At 56.5% G+C, this 19303-nt stretch carries 14 protein-coding genes; 4 read left to right on the top strand and 10 right to left on the bottom strand.

What is annotated here, in order from left to right; genetic code table 11:
* Positions 1-134: 134 nt before the first annotated feature.
* The 8 genes from aceE to murQ form a co-directional block, all read right to left on the bottom strand.
* Complete coding sequence (aceE, locus tag Fuma_RS03005; protein WP_077022828.1) at positions 135-2837, bottom strand: pyruvate dehydrogenase (acetyl-transferring), homodimeric type; 2703 nt, start codon at positions 2835-2837, stop codon at positions 135-137.
* A gap of 478 nt (positions 2838-3315) precedes the next feature.
* Positions 3316-4254 carry a histone deacetylase family protein gene (locus Fuma_RS03000; protein WP_077022827.1) on the bottom strand — a complete coding sequence of 313 codons (939 nt, stop codon included), beginning with the start codon at positions 4252-4254 and terminating at the stop codon, positions 3316-3318.
* 424 nt (positions 4255-4678) lie between these two features.
* A complete protein-coding gene (locus Fuma_RS02995; RefSeq protein ID WP_145943937.1) occupies positions 4679-5149 on the bottom strand; it encodes a hypothetical protein in 471 nt (156 codons plus the stop codon).
* Positions 5150-5168: 19 nt separating this feature from the next.
* A complete protein-coding gene (locus Fuma_RS02990; RefSeq protein WP_077022825.1) occupies positions 5169-7688 on the bottom strand; it encodes a DUF1559 family PulG-like putative transporter in 2520 nt (839 codons plus the stop codon).
* A 261-nt stretch (positions 7689-7949) separates the two neighbouring features.
* Positions 7950-9038, bottom strand: coding sequence for a zinc ribbon domain-containing protein (locus Fuma_RS02985; RefSeq protein ID WP_077022824.1), 1089 nt, complete (start codon positions 9036-9038; stop codon positions 7950-7952).
* Between the two features lie 141 nt (positions 9039-9179).
* Positions 9180-10046 carry a carbohydrate kinase family protein gene (locus Fuma_RS02980; protein ID WP_077022823.1) on the bottom strand — a complete coding sequence of 289 codons (867 nt, stop codon included), beginning with the start codon at positions 10044-10046 and terminating at the stop codon, positions 9180-9182.
* On the bottom strand, positions 10043-11008 hold the full coding sequence (locus Fuma_RS02975) for an N-acetylglucosamine kinase (protein WP_077022822.1): 966 nt from the start codon (positions 11006-11008) through the stop codon (positions 10043-10045). The genes Fuma_RS02980 and Fuma_RS02975 overlap by 4 nt, the downstream gene beginning before the upstream one ends.
* Positions 11005-11940 carry an N-acetylmuramic acid 6-phosphate etherase gene (murQ, locus tag Fuma_RS02970; RefSeq protein ID WP_077022821.1) on the bottom strand — a complete coding sequence of 312 codons (936 nt, stop codon included), beginning with the start codon at positions 11938-11940 and terminating at the stop codon, positions 11005-11007. Before murQ ends, Fuma_RS02975 begins: the two co-directional genes overlap by 4 nt.
* 284 nt (positions 11941-12224) lie before the next feature.
* Here murQ and Fuma_RS02965 point away from each other — a divergent pair, with 284 nt between their 5' ends.
* Positions 12225-13697 carry a sodium:solute symporter gene (locus Fuma_RS02965; RefSeq protein ID WP_218922378.1) on the top strand — a complete coding sequence of 491 codons (1473 nt, stop codon included), beginning with the start codon at positions 12225-12227 and terminating at the stop codon, positions 13695-13697.
* On the opposite strand, the gene Fuma_RS02960 is transcribed toward Fuma_RS02965, so the two are convergent.
* Positions 13690-14589 carry a hypothetical protein gene (locus Fuma_RS02960; protein ID WP_077022820.1) on the bottom strand — a complete coding sequence of 300 codons (900 nt, stop codon included), beginning with the start codon at positions 14587-14589 and terminating at the stop codon, positions 13690-13692. The genes Fuma_RS02965 and Fuma_RS02960 overlap by 8 nt on opposite strands.
* A 452-nt stretch (positions 14590-15041) precedes the next feature.
* On the opposite strand from Fuma_RS02960, the gene groES reads away from it, so the two are divergent.
* From groES to Fuma_RS02945, 3 genes are all read left to right on the top strand, one after another.
* The gene (groES, locus tag Fuma_RS02955; protein ID WP_077022819.1) at positions 15042-15353 is read left to right on the top strand and encodes a co-chaperone GroES; all 312 of its coding nucleotides are present in this window, start codon (positions 15042-15044) and stop codon (positions 15351-15353) included.
* Positions 15354-15510: 157 nt separating this feature from the next.
* Positions 15511-17127: a chaperonin GroEL gene (gene groL / locus Fuma_RS02950; protein WP_077022818.1), complete on the top strand. Its 1617-nt coding sequence runs from the start codon at positions 15511-15513 to the stop codon at positions 17125-17127.
* 136 nt (positions 17128-17263) lie between these two features.
* Complete coding sequence (locus Fuma_RS02945; protein WP_077022817.1) at positions 17264-17779, top strand: hypothetical protein; 516 nt, start codon at positions 17264-17266, stop codon at positions 17777-17779.
* 536 nt (positions 17780-18315) lie between these two features.
* On the opposite strand, the gene Fuma_RS02935 is transcribed toward Fuma_RS02945, so the two are convergent.
* Positions 18316-19269, bottom strand: coding sequence for a cysteine peptidase family C39 domain-containing protein (locus Fuma_RS02935; RefSeq protein ID WP_145943935.1), 954 nt, complete (start codon positions 19267-19269; stop codon positions 18316-18318).
* Between the last annotated feature and the right edge of the window lie 34 nt (positions 19270-19303).

The raw sequence follows: 19303 nt of genomic DNA, 5'->3' as shown, positions 1-19303 counted from the left end.
GATCTCTCCGAGTCGATCCGATTGTTCCATGCCGCCTGCCAGTCGCGTGAATGGCAGAGGCATTGGCCCTTGTCGTTCTTGTTTGATCGCTGCCCCTGAAACACATTGCCTGACTCGCCAGAGCCAGGCGACCACTACGCATCAATCGGGAACAACGCGTTCGGGTCGAGACCCAGCTCAGCAATCACTCCCGGCAGTTTTGCCGCATCGAAGGCCCCCATGCGGGACATTCCCTGCAACGCTGCGTAAGTCGTGCTCTCGGCGTCGATGCGGAAATGTCGTCGCAGTTCCGGTCGAGTTTCGCTGCGTCCAAACCCGTCGGTTCCTAAGACAATGTATTCGCCGGGAACCCATTCACGAATCTGGTCGGCCACCAGTCGCACGTTGTCACTGGTCGAAATGAACGGGCCGCTGATTCCATCAAGCACTTTTTCCAGGTAGCTGACCTTCGCGGTTTCACCTGGATTCAAATCGTTGTAGTGCTGACACGCCATCGCGTCGCGACGCAGTTCGCTGTAACTGGTGACGCTCCAAACGTCGCTGCCGATGCCGTACTTGTCTGCCAGCATCTGCTGAGCGTCCAACGCACTTCGCAGGATCGGTCCACTGCCAAACAGCTGAGGGCGGTGAGTCTGCCCCTGGCCGCTGTCGGTGCTGCTGTACTTGTACATCCCTTTGATGATGCCGTCGTTCAGACCGCTCGTTTCCGGCATCGCAGGCTGCGGATAGTTTTCGTTGTACACGCTGAGGTAATAGAAGATTTCTTCACCTTCCGCGTACATCCGTCGCAGGCCTTCCTGCACAATTACGGCCAGTTCATAGCCGTAAGCCGGATCGTACGCTCGCAAAGACGGCACCGTTGTGGCCATTAACTGGCTATGCCCGTCTTCGTGCTGCAGACCTTCGCCGTTTAGAGTGGTGCGTCCGGAAGTTCCGCCGCAGAGGAAGCCCTTTACGCGGGTATCCGCCGCACACCAAATCAAATCGCCGACTCGCTGAAAGCCGAACATTGAGTAGTACACGTAGAACGGAATCATGTTCTTGCCGAGATTCGCGTAGGCAGCTCCGGCGGCAATAAAGGAACTCATTGCTCCCGCTTCGTTGATGCCTTCTTCCAGAAGCTGACCGTCTTTGGCTTCCTTGTAGTACTGCATCGTGCTGCGGTCGACCGGTTCGTACAGCTGGCCTTTGCTGCTGTAGATACCAACCTGTTTGAACAGGTCTTCCATGCCGAAGGTACGAGCTTCGTCGGGGATGATCGGAACGACTCGGTCGCCACACCCTTTGTGCCGGACCAGACCGCGAAGAATCTGTCCAAGAGCAGCCGTGGTCGAACCATCGTCGCCGTCGCTGCCTGGCAGTAGGCCCTTCGCCTGGAACATCTTGTGATCCAGAGCGGGCATGTCCAGACGTTCGTCCGTGGGCGTCCTTGAAGGGACATAGCCACCCAGTTTCTCACGCTGCTGACGCAGATAGACCATTTCCGGGCTGTCGTCGGCTGGCTTGTAAAACGGAACTTTGTCGACTTCCTCGTCACTGATCGGAATCGAAAATCGCGTTCGGAAGTTCTTCAGTTCCTGCTCATTCACTTTCTTGGTGTTGTGAGCGACGTTGCGGCCTTCGCCGGCTTCGCCCAGTCCGTACCCTTTCACGGTCTTGGCCAGAATCACCGTCGGCGCGCCTTTGTGATTCACGGCTTCGTGATAAGCGGCGTAAACTTTTTCCGGGTCGTGGCCGCCTCGACGAATCTTCTGCATGACTTCATCCGACAGATGATCGACCATCTTCAACACGTCCGGGTCGGCTCCGAAGAAGTGGTTGCGAATGTATTCGCCCGATTCTACGGTGTACTTCTGGTACTGCCCGTCGACGACTTCACCCATGCGCTTCACAAGCTTGCCATCAACATCGTCGTCCAGTAGCGGATCCCAATCGCCACCCCAGATGACCTTAATAACATTCCACCCGGCACCACGGAACGCGGCTTCCAGTTCCTGAATGATCTTTCCGTTGCCTCGGACCGGGCCATCCAGTCGCTGCAGATTGCAGTTGATGACCCACGTGAGGTTGTCCAGATTCTCGCGAGCCGCCAGAGTCAGCGCTCCCAGTGATTCCGGTTCGTCGCATTCGCCGTCGCCCAGAAATGCCCAGACTCGGGATGGTGACGTGTCCTTCAGGCCGCGATGTTCCATGTACCGCAGGAACCGGGCGTGATAGATCGAACAGATCGGGCCGAGTCCCATTGAAACGGTGGGAAACTGCCAGAAGTTGGGCATCAGCCACGGATGCGGATAACTGCTGAGTCCGACGCCGGCGGGAAGTTCGCGGCGGAAGTTTTCCAGGTGCGAATCGTCCAGTCGACCTTCGACATAGGCTCGAGCGTACATGCCCGGCGACGCGTGGCCCTGAAAATAGACCATGTCGCCCGGATGATCATCGGTCTTGCCGTGGAAGAAATGGTTTTGAGCCACTTCGTACAGCGTGGCAGACGAAGCAAACGTGGAAATGTGGCCGCCAACGCCTTCGTAATTTTTGTTGGCTCGAACCACCATTGCCATGGCGTTCCAGCGTACGATGCTTTTGATGCGTCGTTCGAGGGCCAGATCGCCGGGAAACCGTGCCTGTTCGCTGTGATGAATCGTGTTGATGTACGGAGTGTTGGCGGTGAATGGAAGCTTCACGCCACGCTGGTAGGCGCGTTCCTGCAGATGAACCAGCAGTTCGCCCAGTTTTTCCGGGCCATAGCGATGCAGAACGTCTTCCAGAGATTCAAGCCATTCATTGAGCTCGTCAGTCTCAATGCCAGAAATCGTCTCCAAAACTGCTGGATCTACCATGTGTGTCCTCGCGAATTATGTGTAGTCCACCGCGGGTTCGACGGTGAACAGCTTGTTTTAACTAATCGTCCTGACGAACTCATGGCTGCCAAAACCTGAGACGTCTTTCCCGAACCCTTGGCGAGTCCGGCTACAAAGTTCGATGCAGATTACTGCGGTGCATTGCGGCAAGTGCTTCGTACCTACACCTAGCGAAGTCCTGCGGCACACCGGCGATCCTGTGGAACGATCGTCGGCTGCAATGCGTCTAACTCTGTAGCGTCAAGCGACATAAATCGCCCGCACGGCGGCGGATTGTAGAGTCCTCAAGCGGAAACAATCAATCCGTCCCGTTAAAACAGGCAATTGAGCCGCTTGAATCCCGCCACTGAGAAGCAAAAAAGCAGGAAAAAGCATGAATTCGCAGAGCTGTTGGCTCAAGAAAGGCCAAAGCGAATCCAGCATGCACTGGCAATGAAGACCGCCTGGTCAGCAGCGGCTACGCCGGCGGCGAAAGAAGGGTTCTGAGGTGCAATTCTACACAGTCGGCCAATCGTTCGACATGGTATCCACCCTCCAGCATACTGATTAAACGCCCATTGGCGTGAGTCGCCGCGACCTGCTGCACGAGCTTCGTAAGAGGTTCGAAATCTTCGGTTTCCAAGCCCAGAGAACCAACCGGATCCTGAACATGAGCGTCGAAGCCAGCACTGATAATCACCAGTTCCGGCTTTGACTTGTCGGCCGCTGCTGTCAGGGCCATTTCGAAGGCAGTCAGGTAGTCTTTTCGAGAGACCCCGAATTCCAGCGGCAGGTTCGCGGTTGTTCCAAGTCCTTTGCCACGCCCGGTTTCCCACTTCCGCCCCGTGCCAGGATAAAAGGGAAAGCGGTGAGCCGAAAAGAAGGTCACCTGTTCGTCTTCGTAGAAAACGTCCTGAGTCCCGTTGCCGTGGTGAACGTCCCAGTCGACAATGAGAACTCGGTTAACCCCCAATCGTTCAACCGCCGTGCGAGCCGCAATGGCGACGTTGCTTAGCAAACAGAAACCCATCGCAGAATCAGGCACCGCATGATGCCCGGGCGGTCTGACCAGGCACAGCGTCTGAGTGTCTTCGCCTTTGATCACTCGCGTGACAGCATCCACACCGGTTCCTGCCGCCAACCACGCCACATCTGCGGAATCCGGACTGACGACGGTATCTGCTTCAATTCGCCCGCCCCCCGCATCCGCAAGTTGCTGAATGTCCCGCAGGTGTTCAGCCGGATGTATCCGCAGCAGATCGGCGTCAGCTGCCCGATGAATCGGGACCTGCGTGACTTCGTCCAGCAGGCCTGATGCCTTCAGCCTGGCATGCACATGCTCCAACCGCGCCGCGCATTCGGGGTGGCGACCGGTATTGTGCAGCAGAAATTTGTCGTCCATGTACAGCAGCGTCATGCGGTGACCTCAACGGTGTCGGAGTAAAACGTCAAACAACGTATTCGCGTCTCGCCGAGACACGACATTCTGTCCTGAGGCTTCTGCGATGAAGAAACGTGTTATTGAATTCGGCGGACGCAAGACTGATGCTGCAGTCTCGCGGGACGTGAATTAAATAAGTGACGGTGTCTTCCCTCACGAAAACGACCTCCTCACGATCAGATTTCTGGGGGCGCCATCCTATGAACCGCATTGCTTCCCATCGTTTAACCCATAGCCGCAGGCGCAGGCGTGGCCGGGGACGGCTGTGCTGCAGCGGAAGCTAAGGACTTATGGCCCCCGATCAAAGGACGCCTGCGCCTGCGGCTACGGGTTAAACGATGTCATGGACGCGCCATACGAGATCCGTCAGTAATAAAATCGACATCCCCCGAGACTGCAGCTATGTTGTCGCATCGACGTGTGCATCGTTCGAACCACTCCGAATTCCGAAGACCAGTGTCAGCAGCGTGACCATAACGGCACCTCCACACCAGATCTTTGCAAAAATCTCAACGTCATTACTGGAAAGCCCGCTGCCGTTGACAGAAGGCAGCATCAGCCAAACGGTCAGCAGCATCGATCCCCAAACGCAAAGGTTCAGGGATTGAACAAGAATCAAGGCATGCCAGCGCGAGTACTTTCGGGAGGCGACGATAACAGCGATCGCCAACGTTATTCCAGACGCAATCGCACACTTCTGCCCGGGGATTCCTTTGTAGAGACAGGTTGCTGTCAAACCAAATTCAAAGACGACGGCAGCCGTCACCCACAGGAACCAGTTTACGGACCGAGTGCCGCGAGTTCTTTCAGGCAACTCATTGACAGCGGGCGCCGCATACGGGTTGTAGCCCGTGAACTTCGGTGCATTCATTCTTTCGGCTGCTGTGAAATCAGAAATCGGCAGGAACCGCTTCGCCGCCATTGCGAGTCATGAGTGCCTTAATCACGTCTGGCGGCGTTGTTGCCTCGATCGATCGCAATGAACCATCGGCAAGGACCGCCTCGAAATTCTTTCCACTCGGATCGACCAAACCAGCAAGCGGGTTGGCAGCGTCGAGTGCCAAATCATCGGGCTGAGTCCAGTAGACGGCTCGATCAGGAGCCGTTTCGACAAACAGAATTGTGTTGGAAGTACCGTCCGTGCATTCGCGTATGGATCGTCCCGTCCCACCTTCAAACAAAGTGCCAGGGCCGACTGGCACCTGCAACAAGGTCCTACCCGAAGGCACATTCTTGTTCATCGGACGATACACATCCGGCATTTGATCGGCCAGCGGTCGGTTTGCTGGGCTGTCCCACGGTTCGTCCAGCTTGAACTGGTTGTAAAGATCTTCGTGGTTCAAGAACGGCAGAAGGTGGACACGCCAACTTAACAGCTTCTTTCCAGTTGGGTCCACAGAAGCCGCATTCGGGAACCGTTGATACACGTCGTGAAAGTTGTGCATCGCCAGTGCGATTTCTTTCATATTGTTGACTGGCTGCGGCATTCGACTCGCCGCCTGAGCAGCCGCTCTTTGAGCCGCCTGCTGGGCCTGCATAACAAACGGTATCACCATCGGAGCAAACGCCGCGAGCTGCTGGCCGCCGCCTTCTGCGTTCATGGATGTCCGGGTCAGGTCGCCCGCTGTTTCCAGCTTGAAGGAATCCGTCATCTTCTGGCCCAATGCCATAAACGGAGCCATCATGGGCGGCACCTGCTGAGCTGGTTGAGCCTTGCTTTCTTCCTGAGCCGCCTGAGCTGCTGCTGAATACGCCTGAGCTCCCGCAGCATCCATGGATCGCACGCCCATTGTGACGCCAAGGTCATTGGTCAGGTTCAACCCGATTGAAGCACCTCGTGCGTGCTTTAGAAACGTGTCAATCATCTCAAATGCTTTCGGAGTCGTCTGCCCCTGAGCTCGTACCTGAGGCGGAAGCTTAGCCTTGGGATGCCGAAAAATCGCGTCCGGGTCTGACGGAGAAAAGGCAAACTGGATGGTCGAACTGCCGTCCAATAGCGCCGTGTCGAATCCACTTAGTGACGCCGAATCGCCTGCCACTTTTAGCACGACACTCTCCGCTCCCATCACCGCTGTGGTCGAATCGGGAAGCCAGATAGCAACCGGCGGTTGTTCTGGAATTCGGACGTAAGAAACCGATCCGTCCGTGGCCATCTCCGCCTTCGGAATCAGTTCGACAAGCTGTGACGCTTCCACATTTTTTGTGGCACGAATAACGACGGTCGCCGGGAAAGCATCCGGAGTTGGCTTCTGTCCACTTTTGATGACTCCCGAAATCCCGCCGACGCCGATCGTCACTGACGAAATGTCGGTTGGGCTGAACCCGGCCTTAGCTTGAAGTTCCTGAATCTGCGGAGCGACCAAAGGGTTTTGCAAGAGCTGGCCTAGCGGCCCGGCCAGCAGTTTGCCAATGTCTAACTGGCCAACAACCTCGGAGCCTGCCGGCAGCCATTGAGTACTGACAACACTGTCTTGTGTTCCGATTGGTGGCAGCGTGCCGGAAACGGGTGGCAACGCGTTCGGGGCCGTGCCGCCGGTATCCATCCCGCCAGCCGATGCCGTGCTTCCCGGCGCCCCAAAAGTCGATGCCACAGGGTTCGCGCCAGCCGCCGAAGTATTTCCGTTGTCGGCCACCGCTGCCGTCATACCGCCGGCTGCGCCACCGGCATCGTGCCCAGACGGTTCGGCATTCGCGCCGCCGCCTGAATCCTGTGCCCCGTGACCCAAGTCCGGAGACAACGCCATGCCAGCCGCGTCGTTCATGCCCATATCGTCCATGCCCATAGCACTGTCACCGGGCATGTCGGCGGACGCGGTGGCCGTGTCACCTCCGCCCTGCATCAGAAAGAACACACCACCACCGATTAGTGCCACAGCTAAAACGCCGAGTCCGATAAACAGCGGTGCTTTAGATTTTTCTCCAGACTTCGCCTTTCCTTTTCCTTTCTTCGCCGACGCCTTGCCGCCTTTACCGCCACCTTTCGACGATTTGGGCCGACGAGGGGCCTCATCAAATCCGCCGCCGTCATCGAAGCCATCATCGTCGTAGCCGTCGTCCCCATATCCATCGTCGTCGTACATTTCGTCGTCGCCGAAATCGACGTAGTCGTCTGTCACCGGGGCTGGCTTGCGTTTGGGTTTCGGCTTGGCTGCCGGTTTTGCCTTCGGCTTTGCTTTTGCCTGAGGTGCCGCCTTCTTAGCGGTCGGCTTCGCTGTTTCTGCCTTCGGTGCCGCTGCCTTTGCACTGGGCGCGGCAGCAGCTGCAGCCGGTTTAGCGGCGGCTGGCTTAGTTCCAGCGGCAACAGGAACGAAAGGCTCTTTGCAGGCTGGGCAGCGGACCTTTTTGCCGGGAGCGATATCGCCAACCTTCAGTTTTTTTGAACAGTTGGGGCACTGAATTATCGTTGCCATGATGTGATTCCGGTTCTCGCTAGCTTAGTTGGTCGCAGGCTGTCTGTGATCGACGCTTGGCTTAGTGTGATTTGTTTTTTTGAGTTCGTGGGCGTGTGCATCCTGCGCCAAATTTATCTGCGTATTTCCGGCCGTCATGTTACGTGCGATTGCCTTCGCAGACTATCGGCATGGCCACGCTGCGTTCGGACCTGAACCGCCGCCGAAATCCATAGCGACCATTTGAGTCACAAAATTCGGCAACAGGTTTGAGAGATTCTTCTACCGTCGAAGGTCTCGCCCCAAGCGAAACAGCAGGAATACGTACATTACCGCGAAGACTAACATGGCGACACTGGCCGCCAGAAGCAATAGCACCGCCATCATGGCAAAAATGGCTCCAGCCCCCCTCAAGCCAGGCATTGCCAGGGCGACCGCGAAAACCAGTACCGCACTCGTTGGCAACCCGATGATGATAGTCAACGCACTCTTCGCATGATTGTGGTACCCAGCGTAACTCGCAATCGAACGCAGAAACAGCGGAAACAGGATGGCTCGCGCAAGAACGGCCAGGCTGGCGACGATCTGCAGAACAAACGGCGGCGGCCCCAAAAACTGAGTATAAATCTGATTGGCGGTACTCAGGACGGTCCCAGCAACAGCACCATAAATCAGCGCCTTGGTGCCCGATTCAGCCGGAGCCGCCAGGCACATGAATTCGCTCACCACCATCGCAGCTGTCACGATGTACAGTAGTACTCGAAAGCCGTTGACCACCGTCAGGGCAGCCGGTGTATTTCTGGTGGCCGCCACTGCGAACAACAGAAGGACAAATAGCACGATTATCGCAATCACACAGGACCCCTGAAGAATCAGGCCTTTTCCGACGGTCCGAAGTCCCTCAGAAGACCGCTTTCCAGATGATCTCTTTTTGGCTCGCCCAGTCGCTTTCGGAGCAGCATACGGATTGTCGAGCTCGTCGTAGTCCTCGACGACATCGTCGTCGCCGTACGGAAGATCGTCGAACAAGTCATCATCGTATGGATCGGGCTCAACAGGTCGCTGGCGTGCTGGGCGCCGTTTCGGTCGACGCGGTGCGCCCTGCTGACCGGACGCCGATCGACGACGCGACTCGCCGCCTTCACCAGCACCTGACTGCGACCGCCGCTTTCTGGCGGTTGGCCGGTCAGCAGACCGTCTTTCGGCGTTGCCACCTCCAGCCGCACGCCGCTTTTTGGGCGCCGCATCGGGGCTCGCTGCTGGCGAACCAATATAGATGACTTCGCCGCAGCCGGGGCACTTGGCTTTCTTGCCTGCAGATGAGTCCGGAACCTTCAATTTCTTCGAGCAGGCTTCGCATTGAATAATCATCGCAGACAATTCGTCAGGGGAAGTGTGAGATCGAAAGTTCCATTGCTGGCTATGAGCGACTGCTCCGTAGCAGGAAATTCTAAACCCCGCTGCAGCTCAACACCAGGGATTCCACCGCGTCAGCAACGCGAAGCGACCGCATCATGAATCTGCTGCATCTGCAGGCCAGGAATCGTTGCCTCGCTGAGTGCAAGCGTGCCCCGCAACTCGGTTTGCGAATTTCAGGATCTTTCCGCGAGACCAGTTGCGATCCAGTCCGTGCAGAACGCTGCCACTGAAGATGTCGCCCGCTCCGTTGGTATCCACCGCCGTGATCGCCAACGCGGGTTCGTGAAGGATTTCGTCCGGTGTAATCCAGGACGCTCCGTTCGCTCCATCGGTCGCGATAACGCTGCCACGCACAAGGCCTCGCATATCCGTCGCGGCGACAGTCTCAGTGCCGAAATGACTTCTGCGAAACAGGGCAGAAGCAATCAACACGTCCACCAACGGCAACAGATCCTTCAGCCCCGGCTTAACCGAACCGGCATCCAACACGACTCGCCCACCATTCCGTTTGACAATCGTCGCCGCCTTCAACGCCGCGCCGATTGCCCAGCCGTCCAGATGCAGCAAGCGGCAGTTTGCCAACACTGCCTCGTCGATGTCCGCTTCGTCCGGCACCGGAAATTCACCGCGAGAAAACGCAATCGTGCGCGACCCGGTTGTTGTGTCGCCCCAAACGTGAGCGAACCCGGTCGACCAATGCGATTCGGCTGCCGGTTGTTCGAAGACGATCTGCCGTTCCACGAGCGTGCGTTCAATCAGCCGACCATGATCGTCGTTGGCCCAGCGTCCCAGAAAATGACACTGCGATCCGTAGAACGCAGCCGTCGACAGTGCAACCGGGACCGGGCCGCCAAGCTGCCGCCAATGGTGAACGGCCGCTGCCTTCGTGTCCGCCTCAGGAAAACCAGACAGTTCCACCACGTGATCGACGACGACCGTGCCTATGCCTAACACCGTCATCGGCGCGAACCTGCTGCCAAGCCTCTGGCAAGAGCAACGGCGCCCGCAACCGGGGCTTCAACCAACTTCACGCGGCCAGGTTCGACGCCAGCTAAGTCCGCCACTTGAATTCGAAACTTTGGCTGTTTCACAAGAACTCCCCCAGCCATGCCGAGCGCGAAATCATCGTGCAAGAAGCCGGGCCGCTGCGCCAGGCGCTTTACCATTTCCGCCAGATCTCGCGCCGCATCGGAAGTAATTTGAATGGCCACTTCGTCGCCCGCATCCGCGACATCGAACACCACGTCTGCGTGTGCTGCGATCGCCGCGCGAGACAACTGCGAACCATAAACGGCTTCGATCAGGTCGGTACCGATACTCACGCCCAATCGGTCCAGCCAGGCGGACACGAGTGCCGTTTGTTCACCGCGACCGTCGATCGCTCGCGCGGCCGCTTTTAAGCCTGCAATTGAAATCGCGTAACCGCTGCCTTCGTCCCCGAACAGATAGCCCCACCCGCCGGCGCGTTGAATTTCGCCAGCGAAATTGCGTGCCCACGCGAGTGAGCCCGTCCCGCTGATCAGAGCGATGCCAACGTTGTCGGCTGAGGCCGCCGCCAGAATCGGTTCGGCGTCGCCGGTCACCAGAACCTGACTCGCAACCTGCTGCACTTCGGCCCACTGTTGCCATTGTTGCTGTTCAGCGCTGCGACCTGCTCCAGCGGCCGAAAGACAGAATCCCGCAACAGGTTGAACCGACAATCCAGCCGCCGCAAACGCGGAATCAATCGCTTCACGCACCGCGGTGGCTGCCGCTTCAAACCCGATGGCACGCATGTTTCCGCCACTCGCCGCCCCCACGGCAAGAGGCTTCGCACACGCTGGTTCATCGCCGGGGGGCGCGTCCAGTGGAGCAATCCACGCCGTGGTTTTCGTGCCGCCCGCGTCCACTCCAATGACCAGGTTGTCATGAGAAGCCGTCACGCGTTACAGCTTTCCGCTGTGCCGTCGATGGCCGGTCGCAGCTGTTGGCCGCATTCACGAAGGATGGCTCGCGCAGCGGCCGGATCAACGTTGCTCTTCAGCACCACGACAGCCGTTTTCAGTTCGCCGTCACAGGCCTGCAGCACTTCTTCGGCACGTTCTTCAGAAACACCGGTCAACTGAATCACCAACCGACGGGTGCGAGCGACCAGCTTCGTATTGCTGGCACGCAGATCGACCATCAGGTTGCCGAACGTCTTGCCAAGCTGCACCATTGTGCCCGTGGTGAGCATGTTCAAAACAAGCTTCGTTGCTGTGCCGGATTTCATGCGAGTCGACCCCGTAATGATCTCGGGCCCTACGACCGGTGTGATCATCAAGTCAGAAACGTCGACGAGTGGCGAAGATTCGTTACACGAAAATCCGATCGCAAACGCACCGACGCGGCGTGCGAATTCCAGACCTCCGATGACATACGGGGTGCGACCGCTGGCCGCAATTCCGACCAACACATCCTTCTCGTTAAGCTGAATTTTCTGTAGATCTTCGACGGCAGCTTCCGGGTGATCTTCGACACCTTCGGCCGCTTTTCGCAACGCAGAATCGCCACCAGCAATCAGGCCCACCACCATCTCCGGCGGTGTGCTAAACGTCGGCGGACATTCAGACGCATCCAGAACCCCCAGCCGACCGGATGTACCGGCACCGATATAAATCAGTCGCCCGCCACTTCGAATACGTTCGGTGATCACTTCGATGGCCTGCGCAATCGACGCCTCTTCGCGAGCGACCGCTTGAGGCACCGTCATGTCCTCGGCATTCATCAGCCGCACAATCTCCAGCGGCGACAACGTGTCGATTTTTGCGGAAGCCGGATTAACGGCTTCGGTCGTCAGGCGATTGAGGTCGATGTTCGGCGAGGCGGCAGGCATTGAGCGGGTGTTTTATGAAGTGAGTTCAATTTAACCACAGAAGACACAGAATACGCGGAAAGATGACGGGGTCGACTTCCGTGTATTCTGTGTCTTCCGTGGTTTAGAAAATCGCACGGTGCTCGAAGCTTTGCAACCGCACGCTGCAATTCAGACGGTAAGCTTTGCAACCGCACGCTGCAATTCAGACGGTGGAGTATCGGTTTACGGGCCGACCGATTACAACTCGCCGACTCCGTTTTTCCTGCACCGCAATACCTTCTATCGCAACAAGTGCCTGTCCTGTGATTGCAAATCTTGGAAACATCGACGCTGCCGTCATGATCTCGCTGCTGCTGGCAGCGATCGTGATCGGGTTTTGGTCTGGACGAAAAAACAACGACGCAGAATCCTATCTTCTGGGCGGCCGATCTCTGCCCTGGTGGGCGATTTTGGGATCGATTGTCGCAACAGAAACCAGCACGGCCACCGTTCTTAGCATTCCAGGAGCAGCCTACGGCGAAGTAGGCATGCGGTGGATTCAAATCGCAATGGGCTACGTGTTGGGCCGAGGCATTGTTGTCCGCGTGTTTCTGCCGTTGTACTTTCAGGGCAAGCTTTTCACCGCCTATCAGGTGTTGGAAAAACGATTTGGCGGCGCCACAAGAATCGCGGCGTCGCTGCTGTTTTTGGTGACTAGAAACCTGGGCGACGGATTGCGGCTGTTTCTGGCCGGACTGGTCGTTCACACGCTACTCGGCTGGCCCTTTGAAGTGTGTGTGCTGGTGATGGGAATCATCACGATCATCTACACCGTATTCGGCGGGCTAAGATCCGTCGTGTGGAACGACTGCATTCAGTTTGTGATCTACATGCTCGGCGGAGCAGCGTCCGTCTTTATCATTGCGAACAACATTCCCGGCGGATGGACGGAACTAAGTGAATTCGCTCAGGCCACCGGCAAGGATCGAATTTTCGAATTCCAATTCACGCTTTCCGATCCGTACAACATCTGGGCCGGACTGATTGGCGGAGCGTTTCTGACGATCGGAACTCACGGAACCGACCACATGATGGTGCAACGCTACCTGAGTGCTCGCAGCGAACGGGAAGCCGGGCGAGCCGTGTTCCTGAGTTCGCTGGTGGTGCTGTTTCAGTTTGCTCTGTTCCTGTTTATCGGCGTCGAATTGGCGTGCTTTTATTCTCAATCCGGCAATGTTGCTCCAGGCGAAGCGGATCAGGTGTTCGCTGATTTCATTGTGCATCACTTTCCGAAAAACACGGGACTGATTGGCCTGATGCTGGCTGCAATTTTGTCGGCCGCAATGTCGACTCTTTCCAGTTCACTCAACGCGTCGGCGTCCGCATTCTGGAACGACTTCTGCCTGCCGACGTTCAAGCAACCGCCCGGACCACGCACCCAGCTGAACTCAACGCGAGGCCTGACAGTGGCGTTCGGGTTGATTCAAGTAGGCATCGGCATGTGGGCCATCAATCTGGATGCGACCGTGGTAAGAAGCGCGCTGACCATCGCTGGCTATTCGGCCGGACTGCTGCTGGGCGTGTTTTCGCTGGGCGTTCTTACAACACGAGCCGGACAGGCGTCGGCTCTGATCGGGGCTGGGTTTGGTCTCGCCACGCTGCTGGCGATCCAGTTCGTGTTGCCGAGTTACGACTGGAATATCGCATGGCCGTGGCTGGCGTTTATCGGATCGATAACGACATTTGCTGTCGGTCAGGTGGTCGCTATCTTCCTGCCGGCAAAGTCTGTTAGTTAAGGCAGAGAGAGTTATGCCGGGCGAGTGATGAACCTCTCCGCAGCCGCCTTGAGGCGATCGCTTCGCGAATGACATGGATCCGGAAATGCCGCGAGGTGTCGCACTCTTCCGCCAGAAGCTGATCGGCCTCAGACAATAGATAGCTGGCAGAAACCGGGCTGCCTGAAAGCTGCTCCACATCGGCCAATAGAACCAATGTGACGGCAAGCTGCTGCATATCGCCGACCTGCGTGTAAGCGTCATGCGCGAGTTGCAGCAGCATTTCTGCTTCTCGAATTTTGTGCTGTGAAAGACGGATAGCGGCAAACACCGTCATCGCGTCGGCTCGGCAATCGCTTAGTAGTTCGCAGCCAGCCACCGACGGACGCTGATCGAAAATCGCCACGCATTCAGACGCATAGCGTTCGGCACCTTCAAAGTCATTCACCGCAAGCGCCGCAGTCGCCATCACCAACCATTCCCGGGGCGCAATCGACTGCTGCGCGTCAGAGCGACCAACCGGTGATTCCGTTTCGTTGCGAACGGCTAAGGCTTGTTGCAACTGGTTCCACGCATCATCGGAGCGGCCGCATTCCAGCAGCAGCATGACGGCCACCAGATGTAGCGGCCACAATTGGCATGGTTGAGTCGCCTCAGCCACAGCGACCATTCGCACAAACTTAAGCGCGGCGTCGATTTCGCCTTCGGCGAACAGTTCAGCGGCGGGCTGCAGACGGTTTCCACACAGGTCAAACGGAACTTCAATCGGCAGAAGCTGGTATGGCTGCTTCCGAATTAGTTTCCAGTCGCCTCGAGGTGCCGTACAGGGCCGGATAAAGAAGAGATAGTCGAACGTGTACACGAGACTGCCTGTTTTCAAAGAGCCATAACGCAAGGCGCGAATGGACAGCATAACAAGCAGCAGAATTCCACGGTCGGTGAGCGAGAGAGTGCTTAGGAGTTTATCAATCACTGCCGCACGTCGCCATCGAATGGCAACGAAAGAATGCGGCGCTCCGGCGCCGGCGCTTTCGAAGGCGGCCGCAGAGTGGCTTCTTTCGGTTTGTCAAAACGGCAGGGCAGGGACGGGATACCTGCCAGAACGTGAGCACCAGCCTAAAACTACTATAACCTAAATGCATTCCGCTCAACGACTTACAGCACACCGCCACAGAGTGGCACACCATTCGCCTGTGAAGCTGGGCAAGCCGTTTTCTGTCCTGTCGAACCGTCAAATGTGCGGTCACTGGTGAGGAAACTGGCGGGTCAACTGGGCGTTCAGTTGGCTTTCGTATGACATTGTCACACCGGCAATCCAGCCGTCCTGCGGTGTCATTTTGAATTTGTTGGTCAGGAGTAAATGTAATGGCGAAGAAAGCATCTTCCGGTGGTACTCGCATTGTGCCATTGGGTGATCGCGTGGTTCTTAAGCGAGCCGAAGCGGAAGAAACCACGGCGGGCGGCATTGTGCTGCCTGATGCAGCGCAGAACAAACCCGCTCAGGGTGAAGTCATTGCGATCGGTGACGGTCACGTCAACGACAAGGGTGAACGAGTCGCTTTGACGGTCAAAGAAGGCGACAAGGTCATCTTCAGTTCTTACGCGGGCGACGAAATCACCGTTGGTGATGACGATTACCTGCTGCTTCGCGAAAGCGACATTCTGGCCACACTGTAAACAGTCAGTGGTCAAAAAACGTCATGCGTCTTTGCCGTGAGTGCTGCATGTTGGCCGGGTTTGGTCCTTGTACTGCACAGCGAGTCAACAAAGGGCATCGACAAAACACGAGACACTTTTTTCTTAACACCAATCGAAATCCGGAGAAATCCCCACTATGTCGAAAATTATTGCCTTCGATCAGGAAGCTCAGGAAGCCATGCGTCGTGGCGTTTCCAAGCTGGCACGAGCTGTCAAAGTCACATTGGGGCCACGCGGTCGCAACGTGATTATCGAAAAAAGCTTTGGCTCACCAACCGTTACAAAAGACGGTGTGACTGTGGCTCGTGAAATCGAACTGACTGACAAGTTCGAAGACATGGGTGCCCGCATGGTCCGCGAAGTGGCCAGCAAGACGTCGGACGTTGCCGGTGACGGCACAACGACCGCCACTGTCATGGCAGAAGCGATCTATAAAGAAGGCCTGAAGGCTGTTGTTGCTGGTGTCAGCCCGCTGGAAATGAAGCGAGGCATGGACAAAGCGGTTGAAGACATTACAGCTCAGCTTAAAGGAATGGCAACCGAATGCCGGACCAAAAAAGCGATCGCTCAGGTCGGCAGCGTGGCGGCAAACAACGACACGGAAATCGGCAGCATCCTGGCGGACGCCATGGAAGCCGTTGGCAAAGATGGCGTCATCACCGTCGAAGAAGGCAAGAGCCTCGAAACGAACTTCGACGTTGTCGAAGGTTTGCAGTTCGATCGTGGTTACCTTTCTCCATACTTCGTCACCGATTCCGAAGGCATGGAATGCGTGATGGAAGACGCTTACGTGCTGATTCACGAAAAGAAGATCAGCAACATCAAAGACCTCGTTCCAGTACTGGAAAAGGTCGTTAACTCCGGCAAGCCACTGCTGATCATTGCAGAAGATGTCGAAGGCGAAGCACTCGCAACGCTGGTTATCAACAAGCTGCGTGGTACCTTCAAGATCGCGGCTGTGAAAGCTCCAGGCTACGGCGATCGCCGCAAAGCAATGCTGCAGGACATCGCTATCATGGTTGGTGGACAGGCCATCTTCGAAGACCTCGGCACTAAGCTGGAAAACATCGAACTGGCAGACCTTGGCCAGGCCAAGAAGATCGTCGTCGACAAAGACAACACGACGATCATCGAAGGTGGCGGCAAGAAGGCTGACATCACAGCTCGCATCGAGCAAATTCGTCGCGAGATGGAAAACAGCAGCAGTGATTACGATCGCGAAAAGCTGGAAGAACGAATCGCGAAGCTCGCTGGTGGAGTTGCTCAGGTTAACGTCGGAGCCGCTACAGAAAGCGAAATGAAGGAAAAGAAAGCTCGCGTTGAAGACGCTCTGCACGCAACTCGCGCGGCTGTTGAAGAAGGAATTCTTCCCGGCGGCGGCGTTGCTTTGCTTCGAGCTTCAACAAGCGTCAAACCTTCAAAGTTGTCTCACGACGAAAAAGTCGGTTTCGACATCATCATTCGCGCCTGCAAAGCTCCGCTGACTCAGATTGCAGACAACGCCGGTGTTGACGGAGCTGTTGTCTGTGAAAAGGTTTCTAACGAAACTGGAAACAACGGCTACAACGCGGCAACAGGCAAGTACGAAGACATGGTCAAGGGTGGCGTAATTGACCCAACCAAAGTGACTCGTACTGCTCTGCAAAACGCGGCCAGCGTTTCGACCCTGCTGCTGACGAGCGACGCTCTGATTGCGGAAGCTCCGAAAGCTGACAAAAAGGGTGGACATGATCACGATGAGGAAATGTACTAAGCCCTCCGATAGGCATTTCCAGGCCTCTGGATCGCGCTGACATGATCCAACATTGACACGTCAGCGGGGCACTTGAGAATCGAAGCCCGACACGGAAGTGTCGGGCTTTTTTTGTGGAACTCAGGAGTGTCACGTCATGTCAAATAACACGGACCAGCAAGAGTCGGCACCGCCGCGGGGGCGGTGGTGGACATTGGCCATATTTCTGCTGCTGTTCCTCGGTGTATTCGTCGGAAACTACCGTTACGTGTTTCCACGGTTCGGGCAGGAACCCGTGTCGCCGACTTCATCACTAAGGCTCCACGAAGTGCTGTCCAGGCCAGATGCTGAAAGAGTCGAAGTCACGCTGCCTGACCGGGCCAAACGATTCATCGCGCCGAGTGCAATTTTGGAAGCTCAGCATTTTTCTGCGTTTCGCTGTGATCACAAGTCGGGCCCAACTGAGGTGGTGCTGCTGCTGTCTGAAGCGGGCCTTGCAAAAATTGAGTCGCTCACGCGGCGGCCCAAGGTTCGAGAAATCGTCGCAGTCATCAATGATCGTCCAATCGCCGTTGTCGCTTTTCCGATTGAAGGCGAAACTCAATTGAAGCTCGTTCTGCGGGGGCTTTCGCAAGGCGACGCTAACGAAGTTCTGGCGCGACTAACAGAGTAATACCGATACGGTGAAATGCGGCAAAGATCGAGTCATGTGCGGGTATGCCCACATCGCGGAAAGCCAGTGAATTTCTTAGCGGCTCCAAATTTGAGATTTGGGCTGGGAACTGGACCGATTGATTGTTAGAACCTGCCCATGGGACTATCTTCTGATAGCCTAAGGGGGGCCAAAGTGGGCCAACTCGCACGCCCGATTTTCAAACGACTGTCGGACAGAAGACGAGGAGCGGGCCGCATCTTGTTTGAGTATTAATGTCGTCTACGATGAAAGCATTCTACCACTGCGTTTTTTGTCGGGACGGCCTGAAGCCGGTGCCCCTAAGGAACCTCACGCCTATCCACTTTTTGCTCGCGATGATGGCCATCCGTATCCATCGTTGCCCGCACTGCTTTTGCTGCGTTTTCAGACTGCGGCCACCGTTTTTGAGGGCACTGATGCCCTGGAAATGGTTTGAGACCAGCAAATCGAGCGGCATCGACGAGACCGTAACAAGCCGCACGAAAAGTCAGCCGAACGATTAGCGCACCGATGGTTTACCACCGGCGGTCAGCAACGGCGTTAGCATATGCAACGGACCGAGGTCGCCGCGCCACAGCTGCCGCGATTCGGCGAGCCGTCAGCAGTGATTCTGGACTCGTCGGATCGCGCGGGATAAGTGAGATAGTCACACCCCTTTTAATGCACTTCAGAATCCGGTGGTCCCAGTGGTCAACGCCAAAGTCCGGCGATGGATCAAATACTGTGATGCAATCATCGCTATACCGCTGAAGATAGACGACGGAATGACCAGCATCTGAGCAGAAGCCATGGTCAACCCCTTTTTCAAATCCCGTGATGTCAACGTCTACAGCCAACACACACGGTGCTGCGCTGCGTTGCAACAAACGGTTCCGATCAAACGCTGCCACCGACACGTCCCACGCGGTATCTTCTGTCTTGAGTTTCAGCCCGCGAAAAAGTCCCATCCAATGTGTGCCTTCACGAGTCAGGCACAATTCCGCAAGTTCGCTTTCAGTCGCCTCGATTCCATGCAACCGCAGAAGTGACGCGGCACATGCGGCAGAGCATGTGAAGGGCGTTGTTTGAAACTGAAGGTCCGCCGTAGAAGGCGAATCGGCCTCACAAACAGGGCCCGTACCAAGCAGCGGCTGAACGGCAGAATAGGCACATAGCCCCAACGCAAACGAACCGACGAAACCTCTTCGCCAGGGATTCACGCACGTCATGGCGAGGTAGATACCGGCGAAAAAGCTGCCCCAAATCGGGAGCCAGTTGGCCAGAATCACAAGACTGGAAACAGGAACCAGCTGCGCCAGCACGGGGCGGTTCCATAGATGCGTCAGATAACCCGCCATCAAAAACAGAGCGGCAACTGCAACAAGATGGACGCGTCGCTCCGTATGCCGTTTACTGATTTGCCAACCTGCCAACACCGCAAAGATGCCGATCACGATCAGGGTTAAGACTGCTGTGGCAAGATCATTCACGGCGAACCACTCTCCCATTGGCTACCCGCGGCAG

It is taken from the genome of Fuerstiella marisgermanici, from assembly GCF_001983935.1.
GTDB classification, from domain to species: Bacteria; Planctomycetota; Planctomycetia; order Planctomycetales; family Planctomycetaceae; genus Fuerstiella; species Fuerstiella marisgermanici.
Note: the sequence above shows the minus strand (reverse complement) of the source record. Positions and strands in the feature narration are given on the sequence as shown.